Annotated in this window: 15 protein-coding genes; 7 read left to right on the plus strand and 8 right to left on the minus strand. The window is 69.2% G+C overall.

The window, feature by feature from the left end:
• Window positions 1–20 precede the first annotated feature (20 nt).
• On the minus strand, window positions 21–1,244 hold the full coding sequence (locus tag ACTWQR_RS15230) for a hypothetical protein (RefSeq protein WP_443227565.1): 1,224 nt from the start codon (window positions 1,242–1,244) through the stop codon (window positions 21–23).
• A gap of 384 nt (window positions 1,245–1,628) precedes the next feature.
• Complete coding sequence (locus tag ACTWQR_RS15235) at window positions 1,629–2,042, minus strand: organic hydroperoxide resistance protein (RefSeq protein WP_443227566.1); 414 nt, start codon at window positions 2,040–2,042, stop codon at window positions 1,629–1,631.
• Window positions 2,043–2,180: 138 nt separating this feature from the next.
• On the opposite strand from ACTWQR_RS15235, the gene ACTWQR_RS15240 reads away from it, so the two are divergent.
• The 4 genes from ACTWQR_RS15240 to galE all read left to right on the plus strand — a co-directional run bounded on the left by ACTWQR_RS15240 (window position 2,181) and on the right by galE (window position 7,016).
• Window positions 2,181–2,687: a MarR family winged helix-turn-helix transcriptional regulator gene (locus ACTWQR_RS15240; RefSeq protein WP_443227567.1), complete on the plus strand. Its 507-nt coding sequence runs from the start codon at window positions 2,181–2,183 to the stop codon at window positions 2,685–2,687.
• Window positions 2,688–2,949: 262 nt separating this feature from the next.
• Window positions 2,950–4,212 carry a glycosyltransferase 87 family protein gene (locus ACTWQR_RS15245; protein ID WP_443227605.1) on the plus strand — a complete coding sequence of 421 codons (1,263 nt, stop codon included), beginning with the start codon at window positions 2,950–2,952 and terminating at the stop codon, window positions 4,210–4,212.
• Between the two features lie 61 nt (window positions 4,213–4,273).
• Window positions 4,274–5,923, plus strand: a complete 1,650-nt coding sequence (locus ACTWQR_RS15250; protein ID WP_443227606.1) for a glycosyltransferase — start codon at window positions 4,274–4,276, stop codon at window positions 5,921–5,923.
• Window positions 5,924–6,029: 106 nt separating this feature from the next.
• Window positions 6,030–7,016, plus strand: a complete 987-nt coding sequence (gene galE, locus ACTWQR_RS15255; RefSeq protein WP_443227568.1) for a UDP-glucose 4-epimerase GalE — start codon at window positions 6,030–6,032, stop codon at window positions 7,014–7,016.
• A 97-nt stretch (window positions 7,017–7,113) separates the two neighbouring features.
• Here the strand turns inward: galE and ACTWQR_RS15260 are convergent, their stop codons facing one another.
• Window positions 7,114–7,746, minus strand: coding sequence for a thiol:disulfide interchange protein DsbA/DsbL (locus ACTWQR_RS15260; protein WP_443227569.1), 633 nt, complete (start codon window positions 7,744–7,746; stop codon window positions 7,114–7,116).
• 276 nt (window positions 7,747–8,022) lie between these two features.
• Here ACTWQR_RS15260 and ACTWQR_RS15265 point away from each other — a divergent pair, with 276 nt between their 5' ends.
• Window positions 8,023–8,676: a class I SAM-dependent methyltransferase gene (locus ACTWQR_RS15265; RefSeq protein WP_443227570.1), complete on the plus strand. Its 654-nt coding sequence runs from the start codon at window positions 8,023–8,025 to the stop codon at window positions 8,674–8,676.
• A gap of 171 nt (window positions 8,677–8,847) precedes the next feature.
• Here the strand turns inward: ACTWQR_RS15265 and ACTWQR_RS15270 are convergent, their stop codons facing one another.
• Together ACTWQR_RS15270 and ACTWQR_RS15275 are read right to left on the minus strand one after the other, a co-directional pair.
• Window positions 8,848–9,069, minus strand: coding sequence for a hypothetical protein (locus ACTWQR_RS15270; RefSeq protein WP_443227571.1), 222 nt, complete (start codon window positions 9,067–9,069; stop codon window positions 8,848–8,850).
• Between the two features lie 208 nt (window positions 9,070–9,277).
• A complete protein-coding gene (locus tag ACTWQR_RS15275; RefSeq protein ID WP_443227572.1) occupies window positions 9,278–9,931 on the minus strand; it encodes a TetR/AcrR family transcriptional regulator in 654 nt (217 codons plus the stop codon).
• 173 nt (window positions 9,932–10,104) lie between these two features.
• Here ACTWQR_RS15275 and ACTWQR_RS15280 point away from each other — a divergent pair, with 173 nt between their 5' ends.
• Both ACTWQR_RS15280 and ACTWQR_RS15285 read left to right on the plus strand, forming a co-directional pair.
• Window positions 10,105–11,073, plus strand: coding sequence for an ABC transporter permease (locus ACTWQR_RS15280; RefSeq protein ID WP_443227573.1), 969 nt, complete (start codon window positions 10,105–10,107; stop codon window positions 11,071–11,073).
• A complete protein-coding gene (locus tag ACTWQR_RS15285) occupies window positions 11,066–11,875 on the plus strand; it encodes an ABC transporter ATP-binding protein (protein ID WP_443227574.1) in 810 nt (269 codons plus the stop codon). Before ACTWQR_RS15280 ends, ACTWQR_RS15285 begins: the two co-directional genes overlap by 8 nt.
• Before the next feature lie 123 nt (window positions 11,876–11,998).
• Here ACTWQR_RS15285 and ACTWQR_RS15290 read toward each other — a convergent pair whose 3' ends face one another.
• From ACTWQR_RS15290 to ACTWQR_RS15300, 3 genes are all read right to left on the minus strand, one after another.
• Window positions 11,999–13,108, minus strand: coding sequence for a glycosyltransferase (locus ACTWQR_RS15290; protein ID WP_443227575.1), 1,110 nt, complete (start codon window positions 13,106–13,108; stop codon window positions 11,999–12,001).
• On the minus strand, window positions 13,105–15,321 hold the full coding sequence (locus ACTWQR_RS15295; RefSeq protein WP_443227607.1) for a CDP-glycerol glycerophosphotransferase family protein: 2,217 nt from the start codon (window positions 15,319–15,321) through the stop codon (window positions 13,105–13,107). Before ACTWQR_RS15295 ends, ACTWQR_RS15290 begins: the two co-directional genes overlap by 4 nt.
• Window positions 15,322–15,416: 95 nt before the next feature.
• On the minus strand, window positions 15,417–16,049 hold the full coding sequence (locus tag ACTWQR_RS15300) for a glycosyltransferase family 2 protein (RefSeq protein ID WP_443227576.1): 633 nt from the start codon (window positions 16,047–16,049) through the stop codon (window positions 15,417–15,419).
• Window positions 16,050–16,073 lie beyond the last annotated feature (24 nt).

Raw genomic sequence — 16,073 nt, forward strand, 5'->3', positions numbered from 1 at the left:
GAACGCGGCCGGGCGGGAGTTCAGCGCGAGGCGGCTTCGGGTGCCGGCAGCTGACGGCCCGGGCGAGAGGGCAGGACCGCGTCGTCGTCCCGCCCCCTCGCGCCGTGCCGTCTCACATGGCTCTCGACAAGGAGCGGGATGCCGCACACGGGAAGCAGCATCGCCATCACCATCAGCCGTGGCCCCACGGCCGTCTCGGGATGTCCGGCCTGGTTCACGATGCCCGCGGCGGCGATCCCGACGATCAGGCACCCGAACGCACGGTGGTACCGGACGGCTCCCCACGCCCCGCCCGCGAGGAGGAGCAACACCAACGGCTGCACCAATGCGTCGCGCAGCCACTCCCTCCAGAACGCGACGTTCAGGCGCAGGAACTCGTACCAGAGGTCAGGGACCAAGCTCTGTGTGTAATGAACGGTCAGCAGGTCCTGGAGACTGGCCTGCGTACTCGGCAGTCCGAATGCGGAGATGACGAGCTGAAGCGCCGACGCGAACCCCGCCGTCACGGCCAGGACCGCCAACTCCGGCCGTGAGAACTCCCGCCGCCGCAGCCGGCGCACAAGAACGACGAGTGCGGTCATGGCCGCGATGCCGGCGACGGCCAGCAGAGTCTGCGCGTATTTGACGCATGCCGCACCGGCGAACGCCGACAGGGAAAGTGCGGCTCCCGAAGGAATCCGTCCCCGCAGCATGCGGACACATCCCAGGACGGCGGCGAGAAGGACACACAGATGCAGCCCTTCGCACAGGGGCAGCATGGCTTCCTTTCCCGTCGGCAGCGCGTAATAGAGCACCTGCCCCAGCAGGGCGACGGGAACGGAGGCCCCCAGGGTCCGCAGAATCAGGACCACGAAGCCACTGGCCAGGACCGTCGCCACGAGCGACGCCGCCCACAGGCCGACGACCAGGCCGAACACGTGGGTGAAGGGGATCACGTACAGCGGGTATCCGGGTCTGGTCGCGAAGATCACAGAGACGCGCGGATCGCTGAACAGTGCCATATATCCGGTGACATCGGTGCGCTCCGCGTTGTTCGCGATGCGCCCTCCCATCACCTTCCGGCACTCCTGATCGGCGGCCTTTCCGCTGTCGTTGTTCCGGTAATGCGCCAGATCCGCGCTCGCCTGCTGCGCCGACCTGATGCGCGCGCTGTCACAGAAATAGTCCATCGCCCGCCGAGAGGCCTCCTCTCGGCCGACCCCTTGCAGCATGTAGCTGTGTGCGACGTACTGGCGCGTGTCCATGGCGGCGCGTCCATGGATCTGCACCGACTGCGCCCCGGTGAATACCAGGGCGAATACAAAGAACCAGAAGACAAGTACACGTCGGTCACGTGGCGGCGACAGTGGTCGGAGGAACCTCTCTGTTTTCCACATGGTCGAATGGCCTATCACGCGCGGCAGTGCGATTCCGCTGGGAACTCACCGCGTGACAGGCTCGACCGGCGAGATCCACCGAGAGGCGTAATAGACGTAATCCCACAGGCGGCGGACGGCGACGAATTTCAGCGTCCGTCCGCGGGCGCGTGAGGGCCGGCGCTCTGGGGGGGCACGGACAGGCACGCGCACGCATGCCAGAAGCTCTGGTGGCACGCGTGCGCGTGAGGGCCGGTCGGCGACCTGCGGCTGTTACTCGACGACGATCTCGACGGGGATGTTCCCGCGCGTCGCGTTGGAGTACGGGCACACCTGGTGGGCCTGGTCGACCAGCTTGCGACCGACCTCGGCGTCGACGGACTCGGGCAGCTCCACGCGCAGCGTGACGGCGAGACCGTAGCCCTCCCCCTCCTTGCCGATGGTGACCTCGGCAGTCACCGCGGCGTCACTGACATCGACCTTCGCCTGCCGGCCCACGCCGCCGAGCGCGCTGGCGAAACAGGCGGAGTAACCGGCGGCGAACAACTGCTCCGGGTTCGTACCCTGTCCGTTGCCGCCCATCTCCGTCGGTATACCAAGGTCCAGGTCGAGCTTCCCGTCAGAGCTGTAGGCGCGGCCGTCACGGCCGTGGGTGGCGGTGGCGACAGCGGTGTAGAGCGCGTCCATGGAAAACCATCCCTCTCAGGGTCGACCTCAGGTCAACGTCGTATCGGCGGGCCTTCGTACGGCCGCCCCACGACCACGATTAGAGCACACAATTCAATTGTGCACAACTGAATGACGCACCCGAGGTACCCTGGAAGCATGACCACGACGCCTGCCCCCGACTCCGTACGTGGCGAGGACTTCCTCCGTCTCGACGACCAGATCTGCTTCTCCCTGAACGCCGCCTCGCGCGCGTTCGGCGGCGTGTACCGGGTCGTCCTGAAGGACCTGGGGCTCACGTACCCCCAGTACCTGGTCATGCTCGTGCTGTGGGAGCACGGCGAACTGCCCGTGAAGAAGCTGGGCGAGCATCTGCGGCTCGACTCCGGGACGCTGTCGCCGCTGCTGAAGCGACTGGAGGCGGCCGGTCTCGTACGGCGTGAGCGCAGCGCCCAGGACGAGCGGTCCGTGGTGGTCCGGCTCACGGACGACGGCACCGCCCTGCGCGAGCAGGCGCTTCTCGTGCCGCGCCGGATCGCCGCCGCGACGGGGTTCGACCTGGACGAGATCCGCGACCTGCGGGCCCGGCTCGACAAGCTCACGGGCGCGCTGGACGCCGCGGAACTGGACGCTTCGGCACTGGAGGACCCGTCGGCCTGCGTGTGACCACGCCGACGGTCATCACGCCGGCACGAACTCCTCGCCCAGCACGCGGAGTTTGACCCGCCCGGTCGCGTCCCCCCGGACACCGGGCCGACCTCAGCGCGTACGGCTCGGCGACCACAACGCGAGCGGGAGCGGCAAGCAGCGGGCGTTTGGCCACCATGCACCCGATTTTGTGGTATTAGCAAACCTTTCTATGCGATTGACGCCGCGTCACCCTTTATCGACAACCACGCGGCTTACGATCCCCCGGGTGAAGCCCTGGATGAAGCCCCGGACCAAGTCCTGGATGAAGCCCCGCCTCCTCCCCCTCGCCGTCGTCTGGTTGAGCACCCGCGCCCTGATGCTCTGGCTGCTCTCCCGGGACGACCGCGCCCCGCTGGGCATCGGCGGTGTCGGGCGCGAGGTGCACGAGCTGTACGCCCGCTGGTACGGCGCGCTCACGCACGGCTCGTTCCCTTCGGGCGACCGGCTGTGGCAGTACCCGCCGGGCGCGGGCCCGGTGCTGCTGTCCCCGGGGCTGCTGCCGGGGCTGACGTACTTCCAGGCGTTCGTGGCCCTCACCCTCGCCACCGACGCGCTGGTCATCGTCGCCCTCACGCGCGCGGGCACCCGAACGGGCCGCAGTCTGCGCGGAGCGGCCCTCTGGACGGCGGCTCTGCCGCTCCTCCTGCATATCCCGCTCGCCCGCTACGACGTGCAGGTCACCGCCCTGGCCGTCATCTCCCTGTTGACGTTGTCGCGCTCCACGCGTGCGTGCGGCGCGTTCGCCGCCCTGGGCGCCCTCGTGAAGGTGTGGCCCGCGCTGGCGCTGATCGGCACCCCCAGGGGACGTACGACCCGGCAGGCGTGGACCTCGGCGGCCGTCACCGCGGGCGCACTCCTCCTCGCGCTCGCCGCGCTCTTCCGCGACCCCTTCGACTTCCTGCGCCAGCAGAGCGGCCGAGGCGTACAGATCGAGTCGCTGGGCGGCACGGCCCTCTCCTTCGCACGCCACGCCGGCTGGCCCGGCCGGGTGCGCTACCAGTACGGGTCGATGGAGTTCACCGGTCCGTACGTCTCCGCGATCGCCGCGCTGTCGCTCGCGCTCACCGTCGCCGCCTTCGGAGCCCTGCTGCTGTGGCGGCTGCGTGCCAGGCGCTGGACGCCGGCGACTCCGTACGACGCCGCGCTCAGTGCCGTACTCCTCTTCACCGTGACGAGCCGGGTGATCAGCCCCCAGTACCTGGTGTGGCTGCTCGGCCTGGCCGCCGTGTGCCTGACCTCGCGGCACACCACGCAGCGCCCGGTGGCCGCGCTGATCGTGCTGGCGGCGGCCGCCAGCGCCCTCGCTTACCCCGTCCTGTACGAGGACGTCATGGACTGCACCTGGACGGGCTCCCTGGTGATGCTCGTCCGCAACGGGCTGCTGGTGGCGGCGGCCGCGCTGTCCTTCCGCCGCCTGTGGGCCGCCGGAATTCAACCCACACGAAGGGAACCTTTGGCCGATTCCCACCCTCTTCCCCACGAGACAGTAAGTACCTCTTAACGGAAAATCACTCACACTACCTACCATTTCACCCGTGGAAGTCATGCCAGCCTCGCAAGCCATGTACCCCCACCAGTCACAGGTGTGCGTCGTCGTCATCGGGTACGACGATGCCGCCCACGTCACGGACGCGGTGCGCTCGGCCCTCGCTCAGGGTCCCGCCGTCCGCGAGGTGATCGCCGTGGACGACTGCTCGGCCGACGCCAGCACGGACCTCCTGGACCGCCTCGCCCTCGACGAGCCGCGCCTGAAGGTCGTCCGCCGCAGGGTCAACAGCGGCGGTTGCGGCAGCCCACGCAACGACGGGATCGACGCGGCCACGGCCCCGTACGTGATGTTCCTGGACAGCGACGACGTACTGCCGCCCGGCGCGGTGGACGCGCTCCTCGACGCCGCCGCCGGGCGCGGTACGGAGGTCGCGGCCGGCCTGTGCGTGCGCCGCGAACTGCCGTCCGGCCGCGAGGTGCCCTGGCAGCCCGAGCTGTACACGAAGCCCGTCCTCGTCTCCCGCCCCTCGCACCGAACCCGCCTGGTCCACGACACGCTGTGCGTCAACAAGCTCTACCGCACCGACTTCCTGCGCGAGCACGGCATCCGCTTCCCCGAAGGGCGCTTCCCCTACGAGGACTTCGTGTTCACCGCGCGCGTGCTCGCCGCCGGGCCGCGCATCGCGCTGATCCCGGAGACGGTGTACGTCTGGAACGTGCGCCGGAGCGCCGAGCGGCTGTCGATCTCGCTCGACCGGGCGGACGTCGACAACTGGCGGGCGCGGCTCGCCGCCCACGATCTGGCGTACGACATCCTCCTCGACGCCGGTGAGAAGGGGCTGGCGCGGGCGGCACGCGCGAGGTTCCTCGACCACGGGCTGCGGATGTACGCGCGGGAGCTCGATCTGCGCGGTGCCGAGTACCGGCGCGAGTGGTGGGCCCTCACGCGCGCGCACCTCGCGACGTTCGACGCGGGCGACTTCGCGCTCGCCCCGGCGCCCGGACGGGTCATCGCCCAGGTGGTGATGGCCTCCGAGGAGCCGTGCGACCTGGCCCGCCTCAAGGAGGTCGCGGCACGCCCGGCCCGGCTGCGCCCGCCGTATCCGCGAGCCGCGGACGGTACGCCGGTCTGGTCCGCCGACCTGCCCCAAGTGACCCTGGAACACCTCCTGTTCCGGCCCGTCCACCTCCTCCCTGTGGCCGTCGACGCGGAACTGCGGCCACGCGCGCGTGCCACCCGGCTGCGGCTGCGCCTGCACGAGCTGTACGGGCGGATGGCGGACGCGGGGCCGGCGTCCGTGGACGTCGAGTTCGTGAACCGGCAGGACGGTGTCGTCGGGCTGACCATCACGGCGGCCTTCTTGCCCGACGAATCCGACGAGTCCGATACCTCCGGTGCTTCCGGTGCCTTCAGCCCTTCAGGTGCTGCCGACCCCGACTCGTGGACGGCCGAGGCGCCGGTCGACCTCGCGGCGCTCGGCTCCGGAACCTGGGACCTCCGCCTGCACGTCCGCTTCCACGACGGCACGAGCCGCGAGACCACCCCGCACGCCGTTGTCGGCCCCGGCCTGCTGCGTCGGTCCGCCGTACCGAGCGGCCGGCACGGCGTCCTGCTCGTCCAGCCGTACGCGACCCACGGGGGCTCGCTCGCGCTGCGGCTCGCGCCCGGTTGGCGAGGGTTCACCTCTGTGGTGGGTCGCCGTCTCAGGCGCCTGCTTCACTGATGCGCGACCAACCGATACACGACTGACCGATACCCGACCGCCCGATACGCGACCATTGGTCCAGACACCCGCACCCATCACCGACCATACGAGGGGACTGCCGTACATGACCTGGCTGATCACCGGCGGCGCCGGCTACATCGGGGCGCACGTCGTCCGCGCGATGACCGAGGCGGGCGAACGGGCCGTGGTGTACGACGACCTGTCCACCGGGATCTCCGAGCGCGTCCCCGACGGAGTGCCGCTGGTCGTCGGCTCGACCCTGGACGGGGAACGGGTGGCCCGCGCACTCATGGACCACGCCGTCACCGGTGTCGTCCACCTGGCGGCGAAGAAGCAGGTGGGCGAGTCGGTGGAGCTGCCGCTGCACTACTACCGCGAGAACGTCGAAGGCCTTCGGGTGCTGCTGGCCGCCGTGGCGGAGGCCGACGTGCCGTCCTTCGTGTTCTCCTCCTCAGCGGCGGTGTACGGCATGCCGGACGTCAACCTGGTGACGGAGGAGACGCCGTGCGCGCCCATCAACCCGTACGGGGAGACCAAACTCGCCGGTGAGTGGCTGGTCCGCGCCACGGGCCGCGCGCACGGCCTCTCGACCGCCTCCCTGCGCTACTTCAACGTGGCGGGCGCGGCGACGCCGGAGCTGGCCGACGTGGGCGTCTTCAACATCGTCCCGATGGTCTTCGAGAAGCTCACGGAGGGGGCGCCGCCGCGCATCTTCGGCGACGACTACGAGACCCCCGACGGCACGTGCGTACGCGACTACATCCACGTGGTGGATCTGGCGGAGGCCCACGTGGCCGCCGCCCGCCGCCTCTCCTCCGCCCCCGGCACGGACCTGACCCTCAACATCGGTCGCGGCGAAGGGGTTTCGGTCCGCGAGATGATCGACCTCATCAACGAGGTCACCGGCTACGACCTCCCCCCGACCGTCACCCCGCGCCGCCCCGGCGACCCCGCCCGCGTAGTCGCCTCCGCCGACCGCATCACCGCGGAACTGGCCTGGAAGGCCAAGCACGAGGTCCGCGACATGATCACTTCGGCGTGGGAGGGATGGGTGCGGCTGCATCCGGGGGCGGGGCGGGGCCAGTACTAGGGCTGGTCCGAAACGCGTTCCTGCCGGGCCGACCGTCCTTTCGCGAAGACCTGGCCTGCGGGTGGGGCTGTGACTGCGAGTGAGGCTGTGACCTCGTTCAACGGGCCGCTGCCGTGCGATGGAGGTGGTCCACCACCCGGATGGTTCCGGCGACACTGTCGGCTTGGAACGGGGAGGTGCGGAAACGCCCGCCCACAACCACCGTGGGCTGTTCGACCACCTGGTAGCGCTCACGCAGCGCAGGAGCCGCCTCGACAGCCGCGGTGACCTTCTTGGACTCGTAAGCGGTTCGTACCGCCCCGACGTCGAGTCCCTGCTCGGCCGCCCATGCCAGGACGTTCGCCTCGGTGGTGAGGTCCTTTCGCTGGTCGTGCACGGCGCGGAAGACCGGAAGCGCCATTCGCTGCGCGAGACCGAGCCGGTCCAGTGTGTAGTGAAGGCGAGCGTAGGCGACCATTTCCGGCTGGTCCGGCCAGACCGCGGGGATCCGCACCACCTTCACCGGCGGCTTCTGCCGTGCGGCCCACTCGGCCAGCGGCCGCTCGATCTCGTAGGAGTGCCGGCAGCCGTACCAGAACACTTCCGCCACCTGCCGAGCGTCCACCCCGGTAACCGGGTGCGCGAGCCGGATGTACTGCTCCCCCTCCTTCGGTACGCCCGAGGAGGCGCCGAGCAGGCAGGTGAGAACGGTCGACAACGCGAGCAAGCGAAGCAACAACTTCTTCTTCATGGGGGCCACCCTTGCGCCATGCGGCTGGGCGCACCCTGGTGACACACGCAGCGTCCCCCGATCGGACCGTCCGCCGGTGGACCGAGGTCACCCGCGGGGCCGACTCCCGCACCGCCGACCTCAGCGGACTTGGGGCAGTCTCGGTCTTCCTCAGGCACCGTGGCCGCGCCTTCCCAGTTGACCTTGCCCGAAGGGGAGGCCGACAGTGTCTGTGGCGACCACGCCGACGAGCTGAGCGCGCTTGGCTCCGACCGGACCCGGATGCGAGGAACCCGCATGGATGACGACGCTCTCCTGGCAGAGCAGATGGCCTACTACCGGGCCGGCGCGGCCGAATACGACCGGCCCTATACGGAGTACGAAGACCTGCGGAGATTACTGGCTGTCGTCGATGACCTCCCGATTGCCGGGGATGTTCTGGAGCTGGCCTGCGGAACGGGCCAGTGGACCGCGCTGCTCGCCGCGCGGGCTCGGTCGGTGACGGCTGTCGACGCGGCAGCCGAAGTGTTGGCCCTCGCACGGGCGCGCACCGCGTCCCCCGCCGTCCAGTTCCTTGAGGCCGACCTTTTCGAGTGGCAGCCGCCACGGCGCTACGACACCGTGTTCTTCGCCTTCTGGCTCTCCCACGTCCCGCCGAGGCGGTTGCCCGGCTTCTGGGACACCGTCGCCACCGCGCTCGCGCCGGGCGGCAAAGCGATCTTCATCGACGACGGCCCCGCCGTAGCCGCAGAGGAGGAAGTCCTCACGAACGAGCCGGCCCCAGCCGCGCTGCGCCGGCTCGATGACGGCAGCCAGTACCGCATCGTGAAGGTATTCCATGATGTCCGTACACTCACGGACGACCTCACAGCACTGGGGTGGTCGGCCCGCATCAAGCCCCTGGCCGGGAACTTCATCGGCATCGCGGAACCGCCGACCACCCCTGGCTGAGAAGCCGACCAAGCATCTGTCCTGCCCGTCACGAACACCCGTCGTCGCAGGACGTACTACGACATGCCGCTCTACCTGAACGGCTGGCGCATTGGCTCAGGGCGCACAAACGCGCTCGCCGCGGGCGGGACGCTGTCCTGCTCCGCGACGAGCGCGTCCTGGCAGGCTCTGTCAGAGCTTGTCCATACGGGTGTAGGGGCTGACGATCCGGGCCTGGCGAGCGCCGAAGTCGACGAGCATCGCGATGCCCTCCTCGACGCCGACGATCGTGCCCAGGCCGAACTGGTCGTGCGTAACCCGGTCACCCAGGGCGAAGTGCTTGGCGACCGGGGCAACCGGAGCTTTGAAGGGACTGGTGGGCAGATGGCGCCGGGGCGCGGATGGCTTCGTCATCGTGATTCCAGTATGCGCCCCCGAAGGGCCCAAGAGTGAGGCGTGGATGACAACGATCCGGCGGCTACGGGGGCTGACCGGCCATGCGACACCGGATTGACAGACTGCCCACAGGGCACGGCGGTCCAACCGTCGGCCTTCACCAACGCCCTCGTTGGACGGCTGGTACCCCTACAAGCCCCACAACGAGACCCGCGACAAGGACCGACTACAGCGCCTTCAGTGCCACCGCCGTGGCCCGCGCCAGGCTCTCCAGATACCCCTTCGGCAGCTTCGGGCTGCGGATGACGACCGCACGCCAGTACAGCGGGCCGGAGATCATGTCGAGGGCCAGCTCCTCGTCGATGCCCATACGCACCTCGCCGCGGGCCTCCGCCGCCGCGACGATGCCGCTGGCGACGCCCTCCTGACCTTCCCGCAGAGCCTTCTGCATGGCCTCGGCGATGTCCGGGTTGCGGGCCGCCTCGGCCTGGAGGTCGGGGATGATCTGCGAGGCGACGGGGTGCCGCAGTGCGCGGGACGTGACCTCGTACAGCAGCCGCAGGTCGCCCTCCAGGGTGCCCGTGTCGGGTGCGGGCAGCCCCTGCACGGCGATCGCGGAGACCAGGTCGAGCACCAGGTGCAGCTTGGAACGCCACCGACGGTAGACCGCGGTCTTGCCGACGCCGGCCCGGCGGGCGATGCCCTCGATGGACATCCGCGCGTACCCGACGGCCGCGAGTTCCTCGAAGACGGCCGCCCGGATGGCCTCCGTCACATCCTCCCGGAGCACCGCGGCCCCTGCGGGAGCCCTGCGGCGCGGCTGCTTCGGGACCTGCGGGTCCTGCGGATCCTGGGCGGTCCCGTCGGCGTTCGTCGTCATGCGCAACAGCATAGGGGCGGGGCGGGAGCGTTACGACGAAACGGTTGCGTTCCGGCGCCGGATCGGCCTACGCTCACGTTACGACGATACGGTCCCGTCCCGACGTAAAGCCGAGCCCATCCCCAGGTAAAGACCGGGTTCGGACCCCCACCCCCCGAGCGAAAGCAGCGGATGTGAGCCAGGCCCTCCACACACCGCCCCCGCCCCCGGCACAGCGTGACGGAGAGGCACCGGAATCGGCACCGGCACCGGCACCGGCACCGGCCACCCTGTCCGACGCCCCCGCGGCACTCGCCGCCCGCTACGGCCTCACCGTCAGCGGCGCCCGTCCCACCTTGCCCGCCTACGTACGCCAGTTGTGGGCGCGGCGGCACTTCATCACCGCGTTCGCGACGGCCAAGCTCACCGCCCAGTACAGCCAGGCGAAGCTCGGCCAGGTCTGGCAGGTGGCCACACCTCTGCTGAACGCGGCGGTCTACTACTTCATCTTCGGCGTCCTGATAGGCACCAAGCACGGCGTGCCGGACTACGTCCCGTTCCTGGTCACGGGCGTGTTCGTGTGGACGTTCACGCAGAGCTCGATCATGGCGGGCACCCGGGCCATCTCCGGCAGCCTCGGCCTGGTCCGCGCCCTGCACTTCCCGCGGGCCGCGCTCCCGGTGTCGTACGCGCTGCAACAGCTCCAGCAGCTGCTGTTCTCGATGGCCGCACTGGTCGTGATCCTGCTCTCCTTCGGTGTGCCCGTCGGCGCGTCCTGGCTGCTGGCCGTGCCCACACTGGCACTTCAATTCACGTTCAACGCGGGCGTGGCGATGATCGTGGCCCGGATGGGCGCGAAGACTCCGGACCTCGCGCAGCTCATGCCGTTCGTGCTGCGCACCTGGATGTACGTCTCGGGTGTCATGTGGAGCCTCGACCACCTCCTCAGCGGCCGGGACATGCCACGCGTCGTGCTGCTCGCGCTGGAGTGCAACCCGGCCGCGATCTACATCGACCTCATGCGGTTCGCCCTCATCGACAGCTTCCACGCGAGCCAGCTGCCCCACCACGTGTGGGCCCTCGCGGTCGGCTGGGCCCTGCTCGCCGGCGTCGGCGGCTTCATCTACTTCTGGAAGGCTGAGGAGACGTACGGCCGTGGCTGACCTCGAGAAGGAACCCAAGAAGGAACTCGTACCCACCGTCATCGCCGACCGCGTCGACATCGTCTACCGCGTCAACGGCACCGGCGCCGGCCGCGGCAGCGCCACCGCCGCGCTCAACCGCATCCTGCGGGGCAAGAAGGCCGAGCAGGCGGCCGGCGTACGCAAGGTGCACGCCGTGAAGAGCGTCTCCTTCACCGCGTACCGGGGCGAGGCCATCGGCCTGATCGGCACGAACGGCTCGGGCAAGTCCACGCTGCTCAAGGCCGTCGCGGGGCTGTTGCCCGTGGAGCGCGGCCGGATCTACACGGACGGCCAGCCCTCCCTGCTCGGGGTGAACGCCGCCCTGATGAACGACCTGACCGGTGAGCGCAACGTCTACCTCGGCGGACTCGCCATGGGCATGTCCCGCGAGCAGGTTCGCGACCGTTTCCAGGAGATCGTCGACTTCTCCGGGATCAACGAGAAGGGCGACTTCATCACGCTGCCCATGCGCACGTACTCCTCGGGCATGGCCGCTCGGCTCCGTTTTTCCATCGCCGCGGCCAAGGATCATGACGTGCTGATGATCGACGAGGCTCTGGCTACCGGAGACCGCTCCTTCCAGAAGCGGTCCGAGGCTCGGATCCGGGAGTTGCGGAAGCATGCCGGCACGGTGTTCTTGGTCAGCCACAACAACAAGTCGATCCGGGACACGTGTGATCGGGTGCTGTGGCTTGAGCGGGGGGAGCTTCGGATGGATGGGGCTACGGAGGATGTGCTGAAGGAGTACGAGAAGTTCACCGGGGGTGGGGGGAAGGGGTAGGTCGTGCGTCGTCCGCGGGGCGGCGGGGGCCGGTCGCGCCCACGCGGCGGAGCCGCGCAATGTCACAGCCCCGCGCCCCTGAAAGGGGCGCCCCCGGCCCCGCGGAAATCGGGACCCCGAGTATCAGCGCTCCAAGAACGCGAACAGCCCCTCCCACCTCCGTACGATCTCGTCCGGTGTGTACCGCTGGATATTGATCCGCGCCGCCTCGCCCATCCTGTCCCGCAAGTCCTTGTCGGACATCAACGTGTCCAGTCGGCGGGCCAGTTCCCCCGTGTTGCCCAGCGCGGCGAGCAACCCGTCCTCGCCGTCCCGGACGATCTCGTGGACGCCGGGCGCGCAGTCGAAGGCGGCGCACGGGACGGCCGTCGCCATCGCCTCCATCAGGGCCAGCGGGAAACCCTCGCCACGCGAGGACTGGACGAAGACGGAGCCGCCGCGCAGCGCGCCCGGGACATCGCTCGTACGCCCCATCCACGCAACGGAGTTGTCGAACCCGAGAGCCGTGCACTGCTTCTTCAGCATCTCCTCGTCCTCGCCCGAACCGTAGATCCGCAGCGTCCAGTCGGGGTGGCGCGGGGCGACCTCCGCCCAGGTGTCGAGGAGCATGTCGATGCCCTTCTGGTCGTGCAGCCGACCGACGCTGACCACCGCCTTCTCGGTGCGCGGCGACGGCACCTCGGGCATGAAGGGCAGCGGATTCGGCATGAACGAGGCGTTGTTGAGGCCTTGCCCGATCCACAGGTCGGCGTCCTCGCGGGTCAGCGCCAGCATGCGGTCGACGTCCTTGTAGTGCTTCCGCACTCGCTGGAAGCGTGAGGACGCCTTGGAGTACTCGTACGACTCGTGGCTCATGCCGATGACGGTCAGGCCGCTCGTGTCGGCCTGCGCCACCCACTCCATCGCCCACACCTGCGTGACGATCACGACGCCACCGGGCCGGGCCGCGCGGAACAGCGCGGTCAGCTTCGCGGCCTGCTCGCGCATGCTCGCCTGGCGTGCGCGTCCGGGGCGGGGCGGCTGTCCGGCGTACAAGGTCGTCATCGGGTACGGCACCTCGCCGAGTTCCTGCACCACCTCGGCCGGAGTGATGCCGACGACATGGACGCGATGCCCCCGCCCGGTGAAGAGCCGGGCCATCTGATGCGACCAACTGGTCACCCCGCCCAGCTCGTCGACACTGTTGGAGACGAAGAAGACGTCCCGCTGCGGATCTGGACTCACGAGGGTCATCCACGCCTCCCCTGGTCGGAAAACTGATCGAAGAATTGTTCAACGATGCTCTGGGCGGCGTTCCCCTTGTCGTACTCGCCGAACTCGGCCACGAAGCCCTCCCGCGCCTCCGCGTACTTCACGGCCTGCTCGTCCAGTGAGACGAGTGCCGCGTGCAGCTCCTCCTCGGTGCGCACGACCGGCCCCGGCGCCCGTTCGAGCAGATCGAAGTAGGTCCCTCGCCCTTCGTGCACGTACTCCTCGTAGTCGTACGCGAAGAAGAACATCGGCCGGCCGAGGAGCGCGTAGTCGAACATCACGGACGAGTAGTCGGTGATCAGCCCGTCGGCGAGGGCGAGGAGCGGGGTCACGTCATGGTGCGCCGATACGTCGATGACGCGCCCGCGCACGGACGGCGGGAGCACGACGTGGTTGAGGTAGTGCGAGCGCACGAGGAGCACGTACCGGTCGCCGAACTCGTCGGCGAACCGCTCCACGTCGAAGGGCAGCTCGAACCGCCGCTGCTTGCCCCCGCGTTGGCGGAAGGTGGGGGCGTAGAGCAGCACGGCCTTGTCGTCGGGAATGCCCAACTCGTCGGCGAGCACTCCGCGTTCACGAAGGCCACCGGACTCCTCCTCGCGGCGCCTCGCCCGCACCAGCGCGTCGTTGCGCGGATAGCCCACCCTCAGCAGGGTCTTCTCCTTCAGCCGGAACGCCCGGGCGAGGGTGCGCACATCGTGCTCGGAGCGGATCAGGAACCGGTCGAAGCGGTCGAGGGTGCGCTGCTGCTCCGCCTGCTCAGGCCGGGACCTGAGCTTCCACTCGGGCTCGTCGAAGCCCATCCGCTTGAGCGCCGAGCCGTGCCAGGTCTGGATGTACGTGGTCTCCGGCCGCTTGGTGAGCTTCAGCGGATAGCTCTGGTTGTCGACCCAGAACTCGGCCTGCGCCAGCGCCTTGAGATAGGGCAGCGACCAGCGTCGTACGAGCGTGGCATCGGAGGGAAAGCCCTCGGGACGACCCGTACCGGCGTACGACCACACCGCCTCGAAGTCGAGCCCCTGCCGCCGCATCTCCTCGTAGATCGCCTTCGGGCTGTCGCTGTACTGCCGGCCCAGGTGGCTCTCGAAGACGACCAGGCCCTTCTTGACGGGCAGTCGGCTGAATGCCTCGTGGTAGAGACGGATCTTGGTGTCCCCGGAAGTGAGCTTCTTGCGGAGCTGCTTCGTCTTCCGGTACCCGGACTTGGCGAGCCGGCCGGGGGCGCCCCGCACACCTCGCCCGACCAGCTCGTCCACCTTCTCCCGGGTGACGATCCGGAAGCAAAGGTGGCCGCGCGAGGAGATCTCGGGTGTGATGTGGTCCGCGACCAGCCGGGTCAGTCGGGGCCGGATGGGCAACCGCCCCGCCGCCAGACCGGGTTCGGAGGCGGTGAGGCGGGTGGTGGTGCGTACGCCGTCGACGTGCGGCGGATACGCGACGTCGAGGTGCAGCCGTACGTCCCACACCGCGTCCACTATGCCCAGCGGCCGCAGTCCGCGCGCGAGGTCGGCCGAGGCCTCCCAGGCGATGGCGTCGCCCTCGTGCCGCAGGCCGGCGACGGGAAAGCGGAAGGTCTGGAAACGCACGCCCCGGCGGCGGGCGGCGAACTCCAGCTCCCCGGTGAGCCGCGCGCCGGGCGGGACGACGCCGAGGGGGTTGGTGATGCGCCCGGCAAGGCGGACTGTGCCGGCCGCCTCCCCGTACCCGGTCAGGGCGTTGCGCAGGAACATCCTCTCGACGGGCTTGGCGTGGTAGCCCAGCTCGGTGACGTCGAGAACATGACGCGCGAAGGAGACTTCCTCGGCGTCTTTCTCGGCATCTACCTCAGCGTCTTCCTCGATGTGCTCGGCGCACCAGTAGATCCGGCCGTCGCGCTCCACGAGCGGCGAGGAGATCTTGTCGCGGTTGGTGAGCGTGTCCACGGCCGGCAGCAGGTTGTCCCAGTCGCTCTTCTGCAGCAGATAGGCGCAGATGGCGTGGATGGGCTCGACCTCGTCGAAGGCGGCGCGGTCGATGGACTCCAGGTAGCCGCGGGCGATCGCCGCGAACTCCTGCCGGTAGGCGGTGTCCCGAAAGGGCAGGTCACGCAGATGCAGCACGAGGTCGTGCTTGAGGAACTTCACATCCTTGTAGAACTTCAGCTCCAGCAAGCCCTTGTCGGCGAGGAGTTGATCGACCCGCCGGTGGATCTCCATCCGGTGCGTGAAGTTGGCGATCTCGGCACGTCGATTACTGATCGACTTGGTCGCCGTCTTCTCGACGACGTTCCAGTCGTACACGCGGTTCGGTATCAGGGTGATCCGTCGTGCGGCCGCGTAAGCCTGCGCGGAGAAGAGCAGGTCCTCGTAGTGGATCCCGACGGGGAACCGCAGACCCTGCTCGACCAGGAACTCCCGGCGGTAGCACTTGTTCGTCGACAGCGTGTCGAAGACCAGCAGGTCGGGCAGCTCGGCGATCGACTCAAGGGTCCGGGTGCGCGCGTACAGCCAGGGGTACCACTTGACCTCTTGCCGCTGCGCGAATCCACGTGCACCCGCACGCACAGCCCGGAGACGAGGTCGGCACCGGTCGTCTCGGCCGCCTCCAGCATGTTCCGGCAGGCGTTGCGCTCCAGTACGTCGTCACTGTCGAGGAAGAGGACATAGGTGCCGCGGGCCTGGGCGATGCCGTGGTTGCGGGGAGCGCCACAGCCCCCGCTGTTCTCGTCGAGCCGAAAGGCCCGCACCCGCCCGGGGTGCTCGGCGGCCAGCCCCCGCGCCACCTCGTACGACCCGTCCGTACTCCGGTCGTCCACAATCACGACCTCGACGTTCCGCAGCGTCTGCTCCAGCACGGAGCGCACGGCTGTGGGCAACCGGGTCTCGTCGTTGTAGACGATCACGACCACGGATATGTCAGGTGGCTGGCGCAGATCTGTGTTCATCCCATTAACCCTAAATGTTCCTGA

This window comes from Streptomyces sp. 2A115, from assembly GCF_052245575.1.
Taxonomy (GTDB): Bacteria; Actinomycetota; Actinomycetes; order Streptomycetales; family Streptomycetaceae; genus Streptomyces.